21 protein-coding genes are annotated in these 17,677 nt (G+C 67.8%); 9 read left to right on the top strand and 12 right to left on the bottom strand.

Features of this window, described 5'->3' with window-relative positions:
* Positions 1-116 precede the first annotated feature (116 nt).
* From ACN9M4_RS10215 to ACN9M4_RS10200, 4 genes are all read right to left on the bottom strand, one after another.
* Positions 117-341, bottom strand: a complete 225-nt coding sequence (locus tag ACN9M4_RS10215; RefSeq protein WP_426297519.1) for a hypothetical protein — start codon at positions 339-341, stop codon at positions 117-119.
* Between the two features lie 203 nt (positions 342-544).
* Complete coding sequence (locus ACN9M4_RS10210; RefSeq protein WP_426297517.1) at positions 545-1,438, bottom strand: TrmH family RNA methyltransferase; 894 nt, start codon at positions 1,436-1,438, stop codon at positions 545-547.
* A 7-nt stretch (positions 1,439-1,445) separates the two neighbouring features.
* Positions 1,446-2,231, bottom strand: a complete 786-nt coding sequence (locus ACN9M4_RS10205) for a sulfite exporter TauE/SafE family protein (protein ID WP_426297515.1) — start codon at positions 2,229-2,231, stop codon at positions 1,446-1,448.
* Positions 2,232-2,250: 19 nt separating this feature from the next.
* On the bottom strand, positions 2,251-3,036 hold the full coding sequence (locus ACN9M4_RS10200; RefSeq protein WP_426297513.1) for an ABC transporter ATP-binding protein: 786 nt from the start codon (positions 3,034-3,036) through the stop codon (positions 2,251-2,253).
* Positions 3,037-3,146: 110 nt separating this feature from the next.
* Here ACN9M4_RS10200 and serB point away from each other — a divergent pair, with 110 nt between their 5' ends.
* Positions 3,147-4,040 carry a phosphoserine phosphatase SerB gene (gene serB, locus ACN9M4_RS10195; protein ID WP_426297511.1) on the top strand — a complete coding sequence of 298 codons (894 nt, stop codon included), beginning with the start codon at positions 3,147-3,149 and terminating at the stop codon, positions 4,038-4,040.
* A 73-nt stretch (positions 4,041-4,113) separates the two neighbouring features.
* On the opposite strand, the gene ACN9M4_RS10190 is transcribed toward serB, so the two are convergent.
* From ACN9M4_RS10190 to ACN9M4_RS10175, 4 genes are all read right to left on the bottom strand, one after another.
* Complete coding sequence (locus ACN9M4_RS10190) at positions 4,114-4,743, bottom strand: DUF305 domain-containing protein (protein WP_426297509.1); 630 nt, start codon at positions 4,741-4,743, stop codon at positions 4,114-4,116.
* 82 nt (positions 4,744-4,825) lie between these two features.
* Positions 4,826-5,212 (bottom strand): hypothetical protein, encoded by a 387-nt coding sequence (locus ACN9M4_RS10185; protein WP_426297507.1) that lies wholly within the window; start codon positions 5,210-5,212, stop codon positions 4,826-4,828.
* Between the two features lie 127 nt (positions 5,213-5,339).
* Entirely contained in the window at positions 5,340-6,089 is a 750-nt protein-coding gene (locus ACN9M4_RS10180) for an SDR family oxidoreductase (RefSeq protein ID WP_426297505.1), read from the bottom strand.
* Between the two features lie 149 nt (positions 6,090-6,238).
* Complete coding sequence (locus ACN9M4_RS10175) at positions 6,239-6,961, bottom strand: beta-ketoacyl-ACP reductase (protein WP_426297503.1); 723 nt, start codon at positions 6,959-6,961, stop codon at positions 6,239-6,241.
* Positions 6,962-7,142: 181 nt separating this feature from the next.
* Between ACN9M4_RS10175 and ACN9M4_RS10170 the strand changes: the two genes are divergently transcribed.
* Genes ACN9M4_RS10170 through ACN9M4_RS10155 form a run of 4 tightly spaced genes read left to right on the top strand, consistent with a single transcriptional unit; the run spans position 7,143 to position 9,251 of the window.
* Positions 7,143-7,637 carry a DUF3099 domain-containing protein gene (locus ACN9M4_RS10170; RefSeq protein ID WP_426297501.1) on the top strand — a complete coding sequence of 165 codons (495 nt, stop codon included), beginning with the start codon at positions 7,143-7,145 and terminating at the stop codon, positions 7,635-7,637.
* Entirely contained in the window at positions 7,634-7,906 is a 273-nt protein-coding gene (locus ACN9M4_RS10165) for a hypothetical protein (protein ID WP_426297499.1), read from the top strand. Before ACN9M4_RS10170 ends, ACN9M4_RS10165 begins: the two co-directional genes overlap by 4 nt.
* Complete coding sequence (locus tag ACN9M4_RS10160) at positions 7,907-8,770, top strand: SURF1 family protein (RefSeq protein ID WP_426297497.1); 864 nt, start codon at positions 7,907-7,909, stop codon at positions 8,768-8,770.
* The gene (locus tag ACN9M4_RS10155) at positions 8,754-9,251 is read left to right on the top strand and encodes a YbaK/EbsC family protein (protein ID WP_426297495.1); all 498 of its coding nucleotides are present in this window, start codon (positions 8,754-8,756) and stop codon (positions 9,249-9,251) included. The genes ACN9M4_RS10160 and ACN9M4_RS10155 overlap by 17 nt, the downstream gene beginning before the upstream one ends.
* Before the next feature lie 65 nt (positions 9,252-9,316).
* Here ACN9M4_RS10155 and ACN9M4_RS10150 read toward each other — a convergent pair whose 3' ends face one another.
* Positions 9,317-10,915 carry an ABC-F family ATP-binding cassette domain-containing protein gene (locus ACN9M4_RS10150; RefSeq protein ID WP_426297493.1) on the bottom strand — a complete coding sequence of 533 codons (1,599 nt, stop codon included), beginning with the start codon at positions 10,913-10,915 and terminating at the stop codon, positions 9,317-9,319.
* Positions 10,916-11,182: 267 nt separating this feature from the next.
* Here ACN9M4_RS10150 and ACN9M4_RS10145 point away from each other — a divergent pair, with 267 nt between their 5' ends.
* The 3 genes from ACN9M4_RS10145 to ACN9M4_RS10135 are packed head-to-tail and all read left to right on the top strand — an operon-like array spanning position 11,183 to position 13,149.
* Positions 11,183-11,788: a biotin transporter BioY gene (locus ACN9M4_RS10145; RefSeq protein ID WP_426297491.1), complete on the top strand. Its 606-nt coding sequence runs from the start codon at positions 11,183-11,185 to the stop codon at positions 11,786-11,788.
* Positions 11,789-11,815: 27 nt separating this feature from the next.
* A complete protein-coding gene (locus ACN9M4_RS10140; RefSeq protein ID WP_426297489.1) occupies positions 11,816-12,529 on the top strand; it encodes an energy-coupling factor ABC transporter ATP-binding protein in 714 nt (237 codons plus the stop codon).
* Positions 12,526-13,149 carry an energy-coupling factor transporter transmembrane component T family protein gene (locus ACN9M4_RS10135; RefSeq protein ID WP_426297487.1) on the top strand — a complete coding sequence of 208 codons (624 nt, stop codon included), beginning with the start codon at positions 12,526-12,528 and terminating at the stop codon, positions 13,147-13,149. Before ACN9M4_RS10140 ends, ACN9M4_RS10135 begins: the two co-directional genes overlap by 4 nt.
* Here the strand turns inward: ACN9M4_RS10135 and ACN9M4_RS10130 are convergent.
* Both ACN9M4_RS10130 and ACN9M4_RS10125 read right to left on the bottom strand, forming a co-directional pair.
* Positions 13,146-14,369 carry a thiolase family protein gene (locus ACN9M4_RS10130; protein ID WP_426297485.1) on the bottom strand — a complete coding sequence of 408 codons (1,224 nt, stop codon included), beginning with the start codon at positions 14,367-14,369 and terminating at the stop codon, positions 13,146-13,148. The two genes, ACN9M4_RS10135 and ACN9M4_RS10130, sit on opposite strands and share 4 nt — an antisense overlap.
* A complete protein-coding gene (locus ACN9M4_RS10125) occupies positions 14,341-15,735 on the bottom strand; it encodes a class I adenylate-forming enzyme family protein (protein WP_426297483.1) in 1,395 nt (464 codons plus the stop codon). The genes ACN9M4_RS10130 and ACN9M4_RS10125 overlap by 29 nt, the downstream gene beginning before the upstream one ends.
* Before the next feature lie 61 nt (positions 15,736-15,796).
* Between ACN9M4_RS10125 and ypfJ the strand changes: the two genes are divergently transcribed.
* The gene (gene ypfJ, locus ACN9M4_RS10120; RefSeq protein ID WP_426297480.1) at positions 15,797-16,705 is read left to right on the top strand and encodes a KPN_02809 family neutral zinc metallopeptidase; all 909 of its coding nucleotides are present in this window, start codon (positions 15,797-15,799) and stop codon (positions 16,703-16,705) included.
* 41 nt (positions 16,706-16,746) lie between these two features.
* Here ypfJ and ACN9M4_RS10115 read toward each other — a convergent pair whose 3' ends face one another.
* Positions 16,747-17,673: a DUF5655 domain-containing protein gene (locus ACN9M4_RS10115; protein ID WP_426297478.1), complete on the bottom strand. Its 927-nt coding sequence runs from the start codon at positions 17,671-17,673 to the stop codon at positions 16,747-16,749.
* Positions 17,674-17,677: the final 4 nt, after the last annotated feature.

Below are 17,677 nucleotides of genomic sequence, written 5' to 3'. Positions count from 1 at the left end.
GAGTGGCGAGCTGGGTAGGCGAGTTCAACGTCTGGGGCTCCTGGACTGGTACCGGTGTCTTCCTTTAGTCGCTCGAGGTGTGACGACCTCCATGCCGGGGCATCTGGTGTGGCTGGTCACGTCCGTCGCCTGCCGATCCATACCAAGTGCTTCTCAGCGAGAGGCTGTCCCCGCAACAGACGGCCGATGACGTCCGCATCGGATGGCCCTGTCGGCATCGCCACAAAGTCGTCGACGCTCAAGGCCCCGACCTGCCAGTCGATCCCCCTGAGGTCGATGTCACCGTAGTCGTTCAGGAAGGGGTCATATCCGCCGTGGTCGAACACCCATTGCTCCAGCACGTCACCGGGCTAGCGCAGCTCCCTGGCCTTGGCCAGCCGCCGGAACTCTGCGAATCCGTAACCTTCCTCGCGGCACCGGAGCGCGTCCAGGGAGAAGTCAGCCAGGTGTAGTCCAGCGTTGGTGGTTGGTGTCTTCTGGCACTCTCCCGTATTTCGTGGTCGCGCTTCCTGCGGCTATCACTGAAGCTATAGTCCGGCATTGGCTACCGCGTCGCGTAGAACGCCACAGCAGAGGAGGCCGCGACATTGAGCGAGTCGACGCCGTTCATCATCGGGATTGTTACGCGCGCGTCGAGCGCCTGATCGGTCTCAGGCCTCAATCCTTCACCCTCGGTGCCGAAGACTAGCGCGAGGTTTTGATGGTCCTGGGCGACCAGCTCGTCGAGCGTGATGGCCCCTTCGCCGAGCGACATGCCGGCCACAAAGTAGCCCGCTTCCTTGAGTAGCTCAAGGTCCCCAGGCCACGACTCGATCCGCGTCCACGGCACCTGGAACACGGTCCCCATCGACACCCGGATGGAGCGTCGGTAGAGCGGGTCGGCGCACTGGGGCGAGACCAGGACAGCGTCGACGCCGATGGCTGCGGCGCTCCGGAAAATCGCACCTACGTTTGTATGGTCGGTAAGGTTCTCAAGGACCGCGATCCGTGATCGTCCTTGCATCTGAGCCCGATCCGGCCCTTGTAATTTGCGACCACTCACATTGGTGTGTTCCACGATGTCCTCCAGGACCGCCACCCGGCGGGCGCCTGCCAGGAGGGTTTCCAGCGGGACCGGGGCGGGCCGGTGCATGGCGGCCATCGCGCCGCGGTGCAGGTGGAATCCGGTGATCTGCTCGAGCAGCTTCGCCTCTCCGATGTAGACCGGAACGTCCGGAAATTGCCGGAAAACGTCGTCGAGGTCCTCAAGCCATTTTTCGGCCAGGAAGAAGGATCGGGGCTGGTGGCCGGCGGCGAGGGCGCGCCTAAGCACCCGGGAGGATTCGGCGATGTACATGCCTTCTTCCGGCTCCCTGAGCTTGCGCAGGTGTACGTCGGTGAGCTGCGTGTAGTCGGAGACGCGCGGGTCGTCCGCGGATTCGAGGTAGTGGAAAGTCACCGGGAGATTATTTCAGCAGGTTGGCGACCATGAATCCGAACGCCACCAGGCCGAGGACGAAGATGACCCCGCGCAGCACGGACGGCGAGAGCCGCCGGCCCACCTTGGAGCCCAGCAGCCCCCCGATGGTCGAGCTGACGGCGATCAGCGCCACGACGGTCCAGTTGATCCGGCCGAACGCGAAGAGCATGTAGGACACGGCGGCGACCAGGTTCACGCCCAGCACCAGGATGTTCTTCATGGCGTTGGCGTTCTGGATGGTCCCGGTCATGAACACGCCGAGGATCCCCACCAGCAGGATGCCCTGGGCCGCCACGAAGTAGCCGCCGTAGACGCCGGCCAGGTAGACGAGCACCACGAGCAGGATGCCGTGGTTCTTGTCCTTGATGGCGTGCTCCGGGTTTTCTTCGCGCCGCCGGACCCAGGCCTGTAGGCGCGGTTGGAAGATGACCATGAGCAGCGCCAGGACCAGGAGTACGGGGGCAACGAAGAAGAAGACCTTCTCCGGCAGGTGCAGCAGCAGCCAAGCCCCGGTGATGCCGCCCAGCAGCGACGCCGGAAGAAGCTGCAGCAACTGCTTGCCGCGGCCGGTGAGCTCGCGCCGGTAGCCCCAGGCGCCGGCGGCCGCACCTGCCACCAGGCCCATGGCGTTGCTCATGGAGGCCACCACGGGAGTGATTCCGAGGGCGATGAGCACCGGGAAGGTCACAAGCGTGCCGGAACCGACCACTGCGTTGATGGTGCCGGCCCACAGGCCGGCGATGAACGTGATGACGCCGCTGAGCAACTCCACTGTTTCGTGTGCAGCCGGCTCAGCGGCGGGCGGTGGCGGTGTAACGTCCCGCGTTCTCGGTGACGTCCAGGTCCACGCCGAAGGTGGTGCTGAGGTGTTCCGCTGTGAGGACTTCGTCGATGGGCCCGGCAGCGACCACGCCGCCGTCGCGCAGCAGCATCGCGTGCGTGAAGCCCGGCGGGACTTCCTCGAGGTGGTGGGTCACGAGGACCATCACCGGGGCGTCCTCGTCGTTGGCCAGTTCGGCGAGCCGGTGCACAAGTTCCTCGCGTCCGCCCAGGTCCAGGCCGGCGCCCGGCTCGTCCAGGAGCAGGAGCTCGGGGTCGGTCATGAGGGCGCGGGCAATCTGGACGCGTTTGCGCTCCCCCTCGGACAGGGAGGCGAAGGTGCGGTTCAGGAGTGGGCCCATGCCCCATTCGTTGAGCAGGGCGAAGGCGCGGCGCTCGTCGTCGCGCTCGTAGCCCTCGCGCCAGCGGCCGGTGACGCCGTACGCGGCGGTGACCACGACGTTGAGGACCTTCTCTTGCTCGGGGATGTGGTTGGCCAGGGCCGCCGAGGAAAGACCGATGCGGGGGCGCAGTTCGAAGACGTCCACGCGGCCGAGGGTTTCGTCGAGGATGCCGGCCGTTCCGCTGCTCGGGTGCAGGCGTGCGGCGGCGATCTGGAGGAGCGTGGTCTTGCCTGCGCCGTTGGGACCAAGGACGACCCACCGTTCGCCGTCGTTGACCTGCCAGTCCACCTTGTCCAGCAGAGTCTTGGAACCCCGGACGACACTGACAGAAGTCAGTTCAAGAACATCACTCATAGGAATAGACACTAGGACAAAATCCGGGCCGATTGATAACCGGCCGGCAGTCATACGGCGGGCCGTCATGGAATTCAGGGTGCCGCGCTGCGCTGGCTAAGATTGCAGCCATGAGTTCGAACGTGACCGCCGTCAGCTATGGCGTGGATCTGTCCCCCTTGGAGCTGGAAAACCTGCGCAATGTGCTTTCCTCGGCCGGCGCTTCCCTGACCTCGGAATCGCGTTCGGGGGACGAGCGTTTCAGCGTCTACACGGTGGGCCTTTCGGTGGACAACGGACTATCCTCGGACCTCACGCCGCTGCGCCGCCTGCTGGCCGGTGCCGCCGGCCCCGGCATGGATACGGCGATCGTTCCGGACAGCCTGCGCCGGGCGCCCCGCAAGCTGCTCATCATGGATGTCGATTCCACGCTCATCCAGCAGGAAGTCATCGAGCTCCTCGCCGCCCACGCAGGCAAGCGCGAGGAAGTCGCGGCCGTCACCGAGGCCGCCATGCGCGGCGAACTGGACTTCGCCCAGAGCCTGCACGCCCGGGTGGCCGTGCTCGCCGGGCTGCCGGCCGACGTCGTCGATTCCGTCCGTGCCGAGGTGCGCCTGAGCGAGGGGGCGGCGGAACTCGTGGCGGCCTTCAAGGCCGCGGGGCATGCGGTTGCGGTGGTGTCCGGCGGCTTCAACCAGATCCTGCGTCCAATAGCCGAGGAGCTGGGCCTGGACTACTGGATCGCCAACGAACTGGAAATCGTGGACGGCGCCCTGACCGGCAGGGTGCTTGGCGACGTGATCGACCGCGCCGCCAAGGAGAAGTACCTGCGCCAGTGGTCCTCCGCCGAAGGTATCGATCTGGAACACACCATCGCCGTGGGCGACGGCGCCAACGACCTCGACATGCTCGGCGCCGCGGGAATCGGCGTCGCCTTCAACGCCAAGCCGGCGGTGCGCGCCGTGGCCGACGCCGCCATCAACATGCCGTACCTGGACGCCGTCCGGCACATCGCCGGCGTCTGAGCAGGATCCTGATACGGCAAAGGCCGTGGCCCCGCAAGGCGGGACCACGGCCTTTGCGTTTCCGAAGGGCGGATCAGCCGAGGGTGGCGAGCAGTTCCTGCATCTCCTTGATCTCGGCCTGCTGCGCCGTGACAATCACGGTGGCCAGCTTCACAGCGGACGCATCCTTGCCATTCGCCGTTTGATCCTTGGCCATGCTGACGGCGCCTTCGTGGTGGGCGATCATCTGCGTGAGGAACATCCTGGCCGCTTCCTTGCCTTGGGCGGCATTCAGCGCGGCCAGTTCCTCTTCGCTGAGCATGCCTTCCATGGAATGGCCGGCGTGCCCGGCGGCCATTTCCACGGGTTCATTCCAGGCCTTGAGCCAAGCAGTCATAGTGGCGATCTCCGGGCCCTGGGCATCCTTGATCCGCTGCGCCAGGTCCATGACGGACTGCGGGAGGTCCTTCTTGCCCAGCATGCTTTCGCTCATGTCGAGGGCCTGCTGGTGGTGGACGATCATGGCCTGCGCAAAGCCGGCGTCCGCCTCATTGTGTGCAGCGGCGGACTGGCCCTGCTGGTGCGTTCCGGCGTCGTGCCCGCTCCCCGTGGGGGCGCCGCTTCCGGTGCCGCCTGCACAGGCGGTGAGCGTGAGTCCGGCGGCGAGCACCACCGCGGCGGCGGCGATGCGAGGTTTCGTGAAGGTGTTCCGGGAAAAGGTCATTGCAGTGTTCCTTGTCTGGCTGGTTGTGCCGGTGCGGGCTTGTGCTTGCGGCAGCCGCCACGGGCGGCCTGCCGAAGCCGCATCAGCACCGGCTGATGCACAACTCATGCAAGGAGTGGCTGCGGGAATCCAGGAGCACGCTGCCGGAGGCGTTCAACTGCATGACCGGCGGTACCGGCCGCAGCACGAACGGTGAGCCGCCCTGCGGCAGCAACGTCACGGTGCTCGTCATCGGATCGCAGGACGGATGCGCTTCGGAGACTTCGGGACTCGGCGAGGAACAGCCACAGCCGTGCGCATCCGTGACGTGGGCGGACTTCATGGCGACGGAGTGCGCCGCCGTATCCACTGCGACGGCGCTGGACATGTGCCCTGCATGGTGTCCGTTGAGCACGTGCATGCCGAGGAATCCTGCGAGCACCGCGGCCACGGCAAGAAACAGTGCCAGCCTGGCTGCCATTGCCCGCATGCCTGCTCCTCCCCGGTTGATCCAACATGCACACAATACCCCCAGGGGGTATGAATCGCAATGAAAGAGGCTCCGGACGGCAGTTGCTGTCCGGAGCCTCCTTGCCCCTTTCGGAGAGGGCGAAACGCTAGGCGCTCTTGCCGAAGTAGTCGGCGCCTCCCACGTACTCGGTGTGGCCGCTTTCGACGTCGGCGGTCACCATCTTGGCCACCTCGGCCGCGAACTCTTCCACCGAGTACAGCTTGCCGGCTTCCGCACGGCGGGCCTCGATGGCACCCGGGTTGGAGCGGTCGAGGAGGGTCGCGGTGACGGTGCCCTCGATCATGTCGCCGGAGACGACCACGAGGGAGATGCCCTTGTCCTCAAGGCTCGGCAGCAGCTCGCGCAGAGCCAACTCACCGGCGCGCTTGCTGCGTGCCACCGGCTCGTATTCCGGCATGGTGGGGACGGTGTCGATGAAGTGGGCCTGGTGGCTGGTCACGAAGACCACACGGGAGCCTTCGCCCATGAGCGGGACGGCCGCGTTGAGCATGTTCAGCTGCGCGTCGCGGTTGAGCTTGAGGGCGTAGTCCTCCCCCATGCCTGACTCCATGCCGCCGGAGGCGTTCAGGACCAGGACGTCGAGGGAGCCGAACTCTTCCATCGCCGCGCTGGCCAGTGCGTGCACGCCCTCCACTGTGGTCAGGTCGGCGCCCACGGCCACGGCACGGCCGCCGGCCTCCTGGATTCCAGCCACGACCTTGTTGGCCCGGGGGGCCTTCTGGCGGTAGTTGACGACGACGGCGGCACCCTCGCCTGCGAGGATCTTGGCAACCTCGGCGCCAATGCCTCGCGACGATCCGGTGACGATTGCGGTCTTGTTATCGAGCAGTCCCATTCGAGCTCCTTTTGTTCATGACGTCCAAAATAGTGTGGGTCCGGTATCCATCATGCCAGCGCAGGGCCGTTTTCCTGTTGTGGGCTTTCCACAAAAGGGGCGGCGCGGAATCGGGGCAGGAGGACCGGCGGTGGATGCGCGGACTCGGCTTAGTGGCCCATGCCCAGGCCGCCGTCGACCGGGATGACTGCGCCGGAGATGTAGGCGGCTTCGTCGCTGGCGATCCAGCGCACCACGTTGGCGACCTCGGTGGCTTCGGCGAAACGGCCGGCGGGGATGCTTGCCAGGTAGCTCTTCTGGGTTTCCTCGGGAAGCTCGGCGGTCATATCGGTGTTGATGAAGCCCGGTGCCACCACGTTTGCGGTGATGCCGCGGCTGCCGAGTTCGCGGGTCAGGGAGCGGGCGATGCCCACCAGGCCGGCCTTGGAGGCGGAGTAGTTGATCTGGCCCGGTGCGCCGTACAGGCCGGAAACAGAGGAGATCAGGACCACGCGGCCCTTGCGCAGGCGGATCATGCCCTTGGAGGCCCGCTTGATCACGCGGAACGCTCCGGTGAGGTTGGTGTCGATCACGGAGGTGAAGTCGTCTTCGCTCATCCGCAGGAGCAGGGTGTCCCTGGTGATGCCGGCGTTGGCGACTAGCACCTCCACCGGGCCGTGGGCGGCTTCGACTTCCTTGAACGCAGCATCCAGCGACGCCTCGTCCGTCACGTCGGCGCGGACGCCGAGGATGCCTTCGGGCAGGGGGGATTCGCTGCGGTAGGTCACGGCCACCTTGTCTCCGTTGGCAAGGAACGCCTCGGCGATGGCCAGGCCGATTCCGCGGTTGCCACCGGTGATGAGTACGCTCCGGCCGTTTGCTGTTTCAGACATGCTCTGTGCTCCGTGATCCCGCGGCAGGAAGTTGCCGCACTGTGAAGAAGGATGTTTTCCCGGATCGATCTTAGCCGCGGGCCGGCGCCCGCGCGGAAAGGCATACCGGCCGGCCGCGGACGTGACGGCGCCGGCGCAGTTTGGGCGCCAAGTGCCGTGGTGAGAGAATTGGATAGAGCATTTGGAGCGTGGTGAACAAGCTGTGACAAGACATGACCGCCCCGTGGACCGGGAACCCGGGGACCCGGCGCCGGATTCCGCGTACCCGGAAGTCCACAGCATCACCGACGCCGCAGCCGCGCATTCGGAAGACATGCGCGAACGGATGATCAAGTACGCGGTGGCCATGGGCATCCGCATGGTGTGCATCATTCTCATTTTCGTGGTGGATGGCTGGTTCAAGCTCGTTGCGGTGGCGGGGGCGGTCTTCCTGCCGTGGATTGCGGTGGTCATCGCGAACGGCAGCGACAAGGCCGAGGTGCACAGCGACGCGTTGCTGGACTACGTTTCCGCGGCCGAACTGGAAGGCACGGACCGGGTGCAGGAATCAGGCAGAGCAGAGGAAGCGGAGACAGAGCAGCCGATGACCATCCTGGAAGGCGAAATCGTCGACGACAACGACAGGCCGGACCCCAACGCCACGCCCGAAGACGGCCGCGGGCAGGCGGCGTCGTGAGCCTGCTTTTCCCCGGCTCCGCGTCGGCTGGCCCTGAGGGTGCCCCGGCCATCTGTTCCCGCAAGGCCTGCCGTGCCGAAGCGAGCTGGCAGTTGCTCTGGAACAACCCGCGCATCCATACGCCTGAGCGGCGGAAGGTGTGGCTCTCCTGCTCCGAGCACCGCGGCTGGCTGGAGGACTACCTGCAGACCCGCGGGCTGTGGAAGGAAACCGTCCCCTTCATCCCGGAGGCGGCACCCTCGGCCCCGGCACAGGACGGAAACAGCTGAATGTACCGCTTCCTCTTCTCCAGCAAATGGCTGGGATATTTCGTCCTGGCGCTGATTTTCGCCGCCGGCTGCGTTCTCCTGGGGCGCTGGCAGATGGACCGCCGCGCCGAAACCCTGGCCGAGATCAACCGGGTGGTCAGCAACTACTCGGCCACCCCGATCCCGTTCAGCGAGGCGAAGGCCCAGTTCCAGTCCCTGGATCCGGAAAAGGAATGGACCCAGGTGGAGCTCCGCGGGAGCTACGACGTGGCGGGACAGCGCGTCGTGCGCAACCGTCCGCTCAACGGCCAGCCGGGGTACGAAGTGGTGGTCCCCTTCCGGCTGGACAGCGGCGAGGCCGTGGTGGTCGACCGTGGCTGGCTGCCGATCGGAAACAAAACGCCCGGCCGGCCGGACAGCATCCCTGCCCCGCCCTCCGGCGAGGTAACCGTCGTCGTACGCATGAAACCGGGTGAAGCGAAACTGGACCGGGGAGCCGTCGAAGGCCAGCTCGCGTCCATCGACCTGCCCGCCTTCGCCACCGAACTCCCCTATCCCGTGCTGACCGGCGCCTACGGCCAGCTGGCCGGCGAAACCCCGGCCCCGGCGTCGATGCCCGTCGCCTTCCCCAAGCCGGCCACGGACGAAGGCACGCACCTGTCCTACTCCCTGCAATGGTTCGCGTTCGGCGTGCTCATGTTCGTGGGCTTCGGCTATGCCGCCCGCCAGCAGGCCCGCAATGCCCGGATCGACGCCGAAGACGAGGACGACGACTTCGGCGCGGCCGCCCGGGTCAAGGGCGCCGGCTCGAAGCCTGCCCGCAAGTCGAAGCGCCGCACATCCGAAGAAGAGGAAGACGCGATTCTCGATGCCCAGGGCTACTGACGCACACTCCGCCGGATCCCCGGAGGCAGTAGCGAACGTCAGGAACGCGCTCCTGGCCGCCGGGCTGCCGGACACGATGCAGCTTTTCAGCACGGGCGTGCCCACCGCTGCCGCAGCGGCGGAACAGCTGGGCTGCGATGTGGCCGCGATTGCCAACAGCCTGGTCTTCGAGCACGACGGCGGCCCGCTCCTGATCCTCGCCAGCGGCGCGGCACGGGTGGACACTTCGCTGGTGGCAGCCCAACTGGGCAACGGAAAGGTCCGCCGCGCCAGCCCGGACTTCGTCCTTGAGCACACCGGCCAGGAGGTGGGTGGCGTGGCCCCGGTCGGGCATCCGGAACGGATCCGGACCATCCTGGACGAATCCCTCGGGCAGCATCCGCTGCTGTGGGCGGGCGGCGGCGACCACTGCTCGATGTTCTCGATCAGCTACGCGGACCTCACCCGGATCACCGGGGCGGAGCCGTTGCGGGTGCGCTAAACCAACTGGCACTTGTTGCCGTTTTGACTGCTCAAAACGGCAACAACTGCGAGCCAGTTGGGCGGCTAGGCCAGGGTGATCAGGTCCAGGTAGTCGGAGTTCCAGAGGTCCTCGACGCCGTCGGGCAGCAGCACCACGCGCTCCGGGTTCAGCGCCTCTACAGCGCCTTCGTCGTGGCTGACCAGCACGACGGCGCCACTGTAGTTGCGCAGCGCGCCGAGGATTTCGGCGCGGCTGGCCGGGTCCAGGTTGTTGGTCGGTTCGTCCAGCAGCAGGACGTTCGCGCTGGAGGCCACGATGGTGGCCAGGGCCAGGCGCGTCTTTTCACCGCCGGAAAGCACGCCGGCCGGCTTGTCGACGTCGTCGCCGGAGAACAGGAACGAACCGAGGATGCCGCGGACTTCGGAGTCCTTCATGTCCGGGGCCGACGAGCGCATGTTCTCCAGGACGGTCCGCTCGTGGTCCAGGGTTTCGTGTTCCTGGGCGTAGTAGCCCACCTTCAGCCCGTGCCCCGGAATGATGTCCCCGGTATCGGGCTTGTCGACGCCGGCCAGCATCCGCAGCAGGGTGGTCTTGCCGGCACCGTTGAGGCCCAGGATGACCACCTTTGAGCCGCGGTCGATCGCGAGGTCCACGTCGGTGAAGATTTCGAGTGAACCGTAGGACTTGCTCAGGCCTTCGGCAGTGAGCGGAGTCTTGCCGCAGGGCGCGGGCTCCGGGAAGCGGAGGGCCGCCACGCGGTCCTGCTCGCGGACGGCCTCCAGCCCGCTGAGGAGCCGTTCGGCGCGCTTGGCCATGTTCTGCGCAGCGACGGCCTTGGTGGCCTTGGCGCGCATCTTGTTGGCCTGGTCGATCAGCACCTGGGCCTTCTTCTCGGCGTTGGCACGTTCGCGCTTGCGGGCGCGCTCGTCGGTTTCGCGCTGCTGCAGGTACCGCTTCCAGCCCATGTTGTAGTAGTCGATCTGGGCCCGGTTGGCGTCCAGGTGGTAGACCTTGTTCACCGTGGCTTCGAGGAGCTCCACGTCGTGGCTGATGACAATCAGTCCGCCCTGGTGGCCCTTCAGGAAGTCCCGCAGCCAGGAGATCGAGTCGGCGTCGAGGTGGTTGGTCGGTTCGTCCAGGAGCAGGGTCTCGGCGTCCGAGTACAGGATCCGGGCGAGCTCGACGCGGCGGCGCTGGCCGCCGGAGAGGGTCTTAAGCGGCTGGTTGAGGATGCGCTCCGGGAGCGCCAGGTTCGAGGAAATGGCAGCGGCTTCGGCTTCGGCCGCATAGCCGCCGCCGGCCAGGAACTCCGCCTCCAGGCGGTCGTAGCGGGCCATCGCCTTGCGCTGCACGGCGGCGTCCTCGCTGGACATTTCGGTTTGGGCCTTCTTCAGCTTCCCGACGACGATATCGAGGCCGCGGGCCGAAAGGATCCGGTCCCGGGCGAGCTGCTCCATGTCCGGGGTGCGGGGGTCCTGCGGCAGGTAGCCGATCTCGCCGCTGCGGGTCACCTTGCCTGCAGCGGGCAGCCCCTCACCGGCGAGGACCCGGGTGAGCGTCGTCTTGCCGGCACCGTTGCGGCCCACCAGCCCGATCTTGTCCCCCTTGTCCACCCTGAAGTTGACCTGGTCCATCAGCAGGCGGGCGCCGGCGCGGAGTTCGAGTTCCTGGACGGTGATCAATTCTTCGGATGCCTTTCAACGGGGACGCCACGGCACGTCGAAGTTGCCGGCGGCGGAGAAGACCGCGAACGCGGCCCGTCCAAGTCTACCGGCCCGGCCGGGCGCAGCCGTGCAGACGGAACCGGTCCACGCCCGGCCTTTTGTACACAGCCTGACAAAGGGGCCGCCTGCTGCTTGTCCGAAGCCTCCAAAAACGGCGGCGCCCCGCGCAACTACGCTCGAAACAGGGGAACCCGCCCGCACCAGGCCTTAACCGACAGGACCGCAATGAGCCAGAACACCGCCACCCGCCCGCAGGCGCGCAAGCAATGGAACGCCACCGATCTTGGGCTGGTCGCCGTCTTCGCCGCTCTCGTGGCCGCGGCCGCCTTCGTCCCCGGCGTCCCGATGGGCGTGCTCGGCGTGCCGATCACCATCCAGACCCTCGCCGTCATGCTCACCGGCCTGGTGCTGGGCGCCGGGCGCGGTTTCGCCGCCGTCGGGCTGTACGTCCTCCTGGGCCTTGCCGGACTGCCGATCTTCAGCGGCGGGCGCAGCGGCCTGGGCATCCTTGCAGGGCCCTCGGCCGGCTACATCATCGCCTTCCCGCTGGCCGCCGCCGCGGCGGGCTGGCTGGCCGCCGTCGTCGTCCGCCGCACCGTCAAGTACCGCGCCGTGTTCTTCTTCGCCGCCGCCATGGTGAGCAGCATCGTGCTGGTCCACGGGCTCGGCGTGCTGGGCATGATGGTCAACGGCAAGCTGGACTTCGGCAAGGCGTTCCTCGCCGACCTCGTCTACTATCCCGGCGATATCATCAAGAACGTCCTGGCCGCGGTCATCGCCGTCTCGCTGCACAAGGCATTCCCGGACCTGCTGGTCCGCCGCGTCAAGTAGCGCGCGTCGAAGCAACCCAAGGACAGCATGATTGAACTGAAGGACGTTTCAGTCCGCGTCATCGTTGATGGCCAGGATGCGCCGAAGACACTGCTCGACCGCGTGGACCTGGAACTCACCGAGCGCCGCATCGGCGTGATCGGCGCCAATGGCTCGGGCAAGTCCACCCTGCTGCGGCTGCTCAATGGCCTGGTGCTGCCCAGCCAGGGAAGCGTCCGCGTCAACGGTGCCGGCACGGAGGAGCAGGGGCGCAAGGTCCGCAGCCAGGTGGGCTTCGTCTTCACCGATCCGCTCTCCCAACTGGTGATGCCCACAGCGCGCGAGGACGTGGAGCTGTCCCTGCGCCGGAGCGTGAAGAACGCAGCCGAGCGCGGTGCCCGGGCAGAGTCGGTGCTGGGCCGCTTCGGCCTGCTGCACCTGGCGGACCAGAGCATCTACGAGCTCTCCGGCGGGGAGCGGCAGCTGCTTGCCCTCGCCGCCGTGCTGGCCGTCGACCCGGCGGTGCTCGTCCTGGATGAGCCTTCCACGCTGCTGGACCTGCGCAACAAGGAGCTGCTCCGCCGCACCGTCGCAGGCCTGCCACAGCAGGTCATCATGTCCACGCACGACCTCGGGCTGGCCCTCGACATGGACCGCGTCCTGGTGGTGGACAACGCAATGATCGTGTTCGACGGCGGCCCGGCTGCCGCCGTCGAACATTACCGGGCGCTGTGCGCGGCGTCGTTCGAGGACGCCCCGTGAGGGGCCACGGCTTCCTCCTCGCCAACCACGTGCCGGGGAACTCGCTGCTCCACCGGACGCCGTTGTGGGCGAAGTTCCTGCTGGTGGCGGGGTGCGGGGGCGCGTCCTTCCTGATCGTCGACTGGCTGGTCTCCGCCGGGGTGTTCGCGGCGATGTGCGGGCTGTTCCTGCTCAGCGGCGCCGGAGTGCGGCGCTTGCTCCGCGCTCTGTGGCTGATGGCCCCCGTGCTGCTGCTCATCGGCCTGTTCCAGTGGTGGCAGCTCGGCGGCCCGACGGCGGCGCGGATCGTCCTGAACGTGCTGGTGTGCGTTGTGGCGGCGTCGGTGCTGACCGCCACCACACCCGTCCAGGAGCTGCTCGACGGCGTCGCCGGCCTGGCCCGGCCCTTCCGCCGTTTCGGGGCCGACCCGGAACGCTTCGCCCTGACCATCGCCGTGATGCTGCGCAGCATCCCGTTCATCGCGGGGACCTTCGCCGATGTGCGGGACGCCGCGCGGGCCCGGGGCCTGGAACGCAACCCGCGGGCCCTGGTGCTGCCGGTGTTCATCTCCACCGTGGCCTACGCCCGGCAGACCGGCGACGCCCTGGCCGCCCGGGGACTTGGCGACGCCGAAGACTAGAACCGCATGTACCGGAAGAGCGCCGCTGTTCCCATGCCGCCGGCGATGCTGATCATGGCCAGGGCCAGAGGATCGCGGCCCGGGTTCTCTTGTGCCGCCAGCCGCGCCTGCGCCAGCAGCCGGGTGACGAGGACCGCGCCCGAGGCGCCGTAGCCGTGGCCCAGGGCGAGGGCGCCGCCGTCGAGGTTGGCCCGTTCCGGATCGATCCCCAGAGCGTCGAGGCAGGCGATCGCCTGGGCGGCGAATGCTTCGTTGAATTCCACGAGATCCACCTCCGCGGCCTTCATCCCGTCCCGTTCGAGCAGCCGCGCCGCCGCGGCGGCCGCTCCGACGCCCAGGAGTTCCGGATCGACGCCGGCGGTGTCGCTGCCGAGTACGAGCAGTGCGCCCGGGACGCCGAGTTCGCGGGCCCGGCGCAGCGAGGTGATGACGACGGCGCAGGCGGCGTCGGCGTCGAAGCAGGAATTACCGGCGGTGACGGTTCCTTCCGGAACGAAAGCGGGTGGGAAGCGCCTCAGCACCGCAGCGCCAAGCGCGCGGCGGGGACCGTCGTCGGACGCCACCGTTGTCCCGGCCACGGCCACGGGCAGGATCTCACCGTCGAAGCGCCCGGCCTCCCGCGCCGCAATCGCGCGCTGGTGGCTGCGCAGGGCGAAACCGTCCTGTCGTTCCCGGCTGATCCCGTGCTTGCGGGCCACGTTCTCCGCCGCGACGCCCATGTCCGGGTCCCCGAACTGCGGGGGCACGAAGCGCGCCCGGGTGTAGAACTCGGGGGCCTCCTCCGGGGTCCGGCCCGGGTAGGCGCGCAGCGGGGCGGTGCTGATGCTCTCCACCCCGCCTGCGAGGTAGATGCCGTCCCCGCCGGCGGCGAGCAGGCGGGATGCCAGCGCGATCGCGTCCAGCCCCGAGCCGCACTGCCGGTCCACCACCATGCCCGGCACGCTGACGGGCAGGCCTGCCAGCAAGGCGGCATGGCGGGCCAGGTTTCCACCACCGCCCACGGCGTTGCCGATCAGCACATCGCATACCTGTTCCCCTGCGATACCGGTGGTGTCCAGCAGCGAACGCAGCACGGGGGCCAGGAGTTCTTCGGCGCGCAGGGACTTCAGCTGCCCGCCGGCGCGGCAGACCGGGGTGCGGAGGGCTGCGATGATGACCGGCTGCAGCGAGGGATCGGCCGGCACGCCGGGCTCAGCCAAGGGGGCGTGCCCGGGGGTCATTGTCCGCGATCCATTCCAGGAGCACCCGGCGGCTGACCTTGCCGCGGTCCGTCACGGGAAGTTCGCTGAGCAGGTAGTACTGCAGGGGACGCTTCTCGCGGGCCAGCAGCCCATCCAGTCCGGTGCGGATCTGGGTGGCAGTGACAGCCCCGAAAGCCGGCAGGATCCCGGCGACCACGCGCTGGCCACGGAGTTCGTCCGGCATGCCTGCCGCGACCGCGGCGGAGACGCCGGGCACCGCTGCCAGTGCCAGTTCCACCTCATGCGGATAGACGTTCCGTCCGGCGGACAGGATCATGTCCGAACGGCGGCCCAGGATGTGCAGCACCCCGTGCTCGAGGTAGCCCTGGTCCCCCACGGTGTACCAGTCGCCGAAGGAGCGCAGCGCATGCCCGTCGTCGCCCCAGAGATACCCGTTGGACACCATGCCGCTGCGTACGCAGATGTTGCCGTGCCCGCCCGCCGCCATTTCCGCGCCGGCGTCGTCCCGGATGGAGAGTTCGACGCCGGGGAAGGGTCCGCCGATTCCAGTACCTCCGGCGTCGAGCGGCTCCCCCGCGGCCAGGCAGGTGCCGGAGACGAAGCTGAGTTCGGAGGCGCCGTAGTACTCGTAGATTGCGGCGTTCGGGGCCCAGCGGCGGGCCGCCTCAAGCGTGCGGGCGTCGAGCTTCGAGCCGGCGCAGATGATGCTGCGGATCCCGGAGGCGTCCACGCAGCCGGCCAGGCCGCGTTCACTGAGCAGCCGCAGAACGGTGGGGGTAAGGACCAGGCGGGTGACGCCGTCGTGCGTAATCGCCGCGTGCGCATCGCCCACGTCGAAGGTCTCCAGGGTGTGGAAAGCTGCCCCGGCGTAGAGACATTCGGACAATGCGTACAAGTTCAGGCTCGCGGCCAGGGGGCCAGGAGCGAGGGTGACGTCGTCCTGATGCAGGCCGAAGAACTCGACGGAGGCGTCGAAGGAGAGCTGCCAGGACCGTCGCGAGCGGGTGAAAGCCTTGGGCACAGAGGTGGTGCCGGAGGTCAGGCCCACCAGGAAGTCCGAGTCCGGCGGTCCGTCAAGCAGCTCGGCGCCGTCCGACATCCCGCCGCCGGGGCCAATCCGCCGGGACACTTCTTCGATCAGCGGCGCCGGCCAGAGCGGGTCCAGCACGGCGCAGCACCGCAGGCCCGCGACGGCGGCGGCAAAGGACACTACGAACTGCAGTGAGTTGCTTTCCGCCAGCACCGTGGTGGCAGGGGTTTCGCCCAGACGCAGCGTCGCATCGTCGCGCAACTGCGCCCAGGTCAGCCGCTTCCCGCCCACAGCGACGGCAGTATCGTCTGGACGGTCATCGGCCCAGAGCTGAAGCTTGTTCAGGAAAGGCACCAGTGTATTTTAGCTTCCGCGACCCCTTGCCCGCCCTCCGTGACGTCCTATGGTTGGGACTATGAGTTTCAATGACGGAGCGGAGCTGGATCCCAGCCAGGTACAGGACCGCCGCGGGGGCGGCGCGGGTCGCGGAGTAAAGATCGGCGGCGGCATCGGCGGCGGCATTGTCGCCCTGATCCTGGTGCTGCTGGGGGTCAATCCACAGATCCTCGAAGGCATCACCGGAAGCGGCCAGCCACCCGCGATCGGCCCCGGCACCACGCAATCCTCCGGGGGGACCCAGGAGTGCCGTACCGGTGCGGACGCCGACAAGCGCCTGGATTGCCGCATCCTCGGCACGGTCAACAGCCTCAACAGCTTCTGGCCGGCGTACCTCGCCGACTACCAGGTGAAGTACCCGCGTCCGCAGGCGGTGATCTTCAGCCAGGCCACCTCCACCGCTTGCGGCACGGCCACCAGCGAAGTCGGCCCCTTCTACTGCCCGGCGGACCGCACTGCCTACTTCGATCCGGGCTTCTTCCAGGAGCTTGTGGACCGCTTCGGTTCCTCGGGTGGTCCGCTTGCCCAGGAGTATGTGGTGGCCCACGAATTCGGGCACCACGTCCAGAACCTGCTCGGCAACCTGGACCGGGCGCAGGAGGACCCGCAGGGGCCGCAGTCCGGCGCGGTCCGTGTGGAACTGCAGGCCGATTGCTACGCCGGGCTGTGGGCACGCCACGCGAGCACGGCGAAGGATCCGGACACCGGCCAGCCCTTCCTCGATCCGCTCACAAAGCAGGACCTGGCCGATGCACTATCCGCCGCCTCCGCCGTCGGCGATGACCGCATCCAGGAAGCCGCCACGGGCAGGGTCTCCCCCGAGGCCTGGACCCATGGCTCAAGTGCCCAGCGGCAAAAGTGGTTCGGCCAGGGCTACAACACCGGCGACATCACCAAGTGCGACACCTTCGCGGTCGCCCGGCCTTAGGCTGCGGCCGCAAATGTCGGGCCCGGCGCTCCCGGCTCGGCTTACGCCCGCGCGGGCCGGAGGTGTTCCTGGCACCCCACCGCGTAGGCCTCCCGTAGCCACGCCGCAAGTTCGGCGTCGACCTCGGAAGGATCGGTCAGGCGGACGGTGTGGATGTGCGTGTATGGCGTCAACGATTCGATCTTGTGGAACCGTGGAGATTCGGCCCTCCGTGTGAGCCAGAAGTCCACATCGAGCCAGCGCTTCCTGGGCCGCGCCCCGCAAAACCGGACCCTGACCATGAAGGCAATGCGATCCGCGTAAGGCACCAGCGTGACCGGGCCGAAGGTCTCAACGGTCCGGCGCACAAGGGTGAAGAGTTCCCGGGTGGTGTCCGGCATGCCGAGGAACGCCTCTTCCAGGGAGTTGTCGACGCACGAGTGGTACATGTTCCGCGTGACAAAGCTGCGGCCGCAGGAGGGACATTTCCACAGTTCCCTGCCCGTGCGCGTGCCCGGCGGCGGGACTGTCCGCCCGAGCACCTGCGCCACGATCTGCCCGGCCCTCCGCTCCCTCGACCCGGGAGTCCTTGCGCCTTCGAGGAAGCGGACCAGCTCCCGCCGCTGGGAGGCTGGAAGGAGGTCCCAGGCCGCTTCGGCACCGGCAGCCGCTCCGAGGGCGCTGGCCAGGTCGGAAGGAGTATCGGACCCTTGCGGGCCGAGGGGCTGTACTTCGAGGGAGACGGTGTCGCCGAGGCGCACCCCTGCGGCCCCGCGGACCCCGCCGGGAAGGTACAGAATGTGCCCGCCAGCCCCCACCGGCACCAGCGTGGCGTGGAATTCGGCGGCCGATTCCGCACCGGCGAGCCGCGCACTCACCCGGATGCGTCCGGCGTCGGCAAAGGGCAGTAATTCCTTGCTGACCGTATCCGGAACCCCGACGAGGGAATTTTGCCCGCGCTGTTCCACCAGTGCATTGAAGTGGACCATGCAC

It is taken from the genome of Arthrobacter sp. R-11 (assembly GCF_049913155.1).
GTDB lineage: Bacteria > Actinomycetota > Actinomycetes > Actinomycetales > Micrococcaceae > Arthrobacter.
The sequence above is the reverse complement of the archived record's forward strand: the minus strand, read 5'-3'. Positions and strand labels throughout refer to the sequence as shown.

Coding starts and splice junctions, on each gene's coding strand:
- ACN9M4_RS10200 (WP_426297513.1), bottom strand. CDS start 3,036: ATGAGTGATGTTCTTGAACTGACTTCTGTCAGTGTCGTCCGGGGTTCC.
- serB (WP_426297511.1), top strand. CDS start 3,147: ATGAGTTCGAACGTGACCGCCGTCAGCTATGGCGTGGATCTGTCCCCC.
- ACN9M4_RS10190 (WP_426297509.1), bottom strand. CDS start 4,743: ATGACCTTTTCCCGGAACACCTTCACGAAACCTCGCATCGCCGCCGCC.
- ACN9M4_RS10185 (WP_426297507.1), bottom strand. CDS start 5,212: ATGCGGGCAATGGCAGCCAGGCTGGCACTGTTTCTTGCCGTGGCCGCG.
- ACN9M4_RS10180 (WP_426297505.1), bottom strand. CDS start 6,089: ATGGGACTGCTCGATAACAAGACCGCAATCGTCACCGGATCGTCGCGA.
- ACN9M4_RS10175 (WP_426297503.1), bottom strand. CDS start 6,961: ATGTCTGAAACAGCAAACGGCCGGAGCGTACTCATCACCGGTGGCAAC.
- ACN9M4_RS10160 (WP_426297497.1), top strand. CDS start 7,907: ATGTACCGCTTCCTCTTCTCCAGCAAATGGCTGGGATATTTCGTCCTG.
- ACN9M4_RS10155 (WP_426297495.1), top strand. CDS start 8,754: ATGCCCAGGGCTACTGACGCACACTCCGCCGGATCCCCGGAGGCAGTA.
- ACN9M4_RS10145 (WP_426297491.1), top strand. CDS start 11,183: ATGAGCCAGAACACCGCCACCCGCCCGCAGGCGCGCAAGCAATGGAAC.
- ACN9M4_RS10140 (WP_426297489.1), top strand. CDS start 11,816: ATGATTGAACTGAAGGACGTTTCAGTCCGCGTCATCGTTGATGGCCAG.
- ACN9M4_RS10130 (WP_426297485.1), bottom strand. CDS start 14,369: ATGACCCCCGGGCACGCCCCCTTGGCTGAGCCCGGCGTGCCGGCCGAT.
- ypfJ (WP_426297480.1), top strand. CDS start 15,797: ATGAGTTTCAATGACGGAGCGGAGCTGGATCCCAGCCAGGTACAGGAC.
- ACN9M4_RS10115 (WP_426297478.1), bottom strand. CDS start 17,673: ATGGTCCACTTCAATGCACTGGTGGAACAGCGCGGGCAAAATTCCCTC.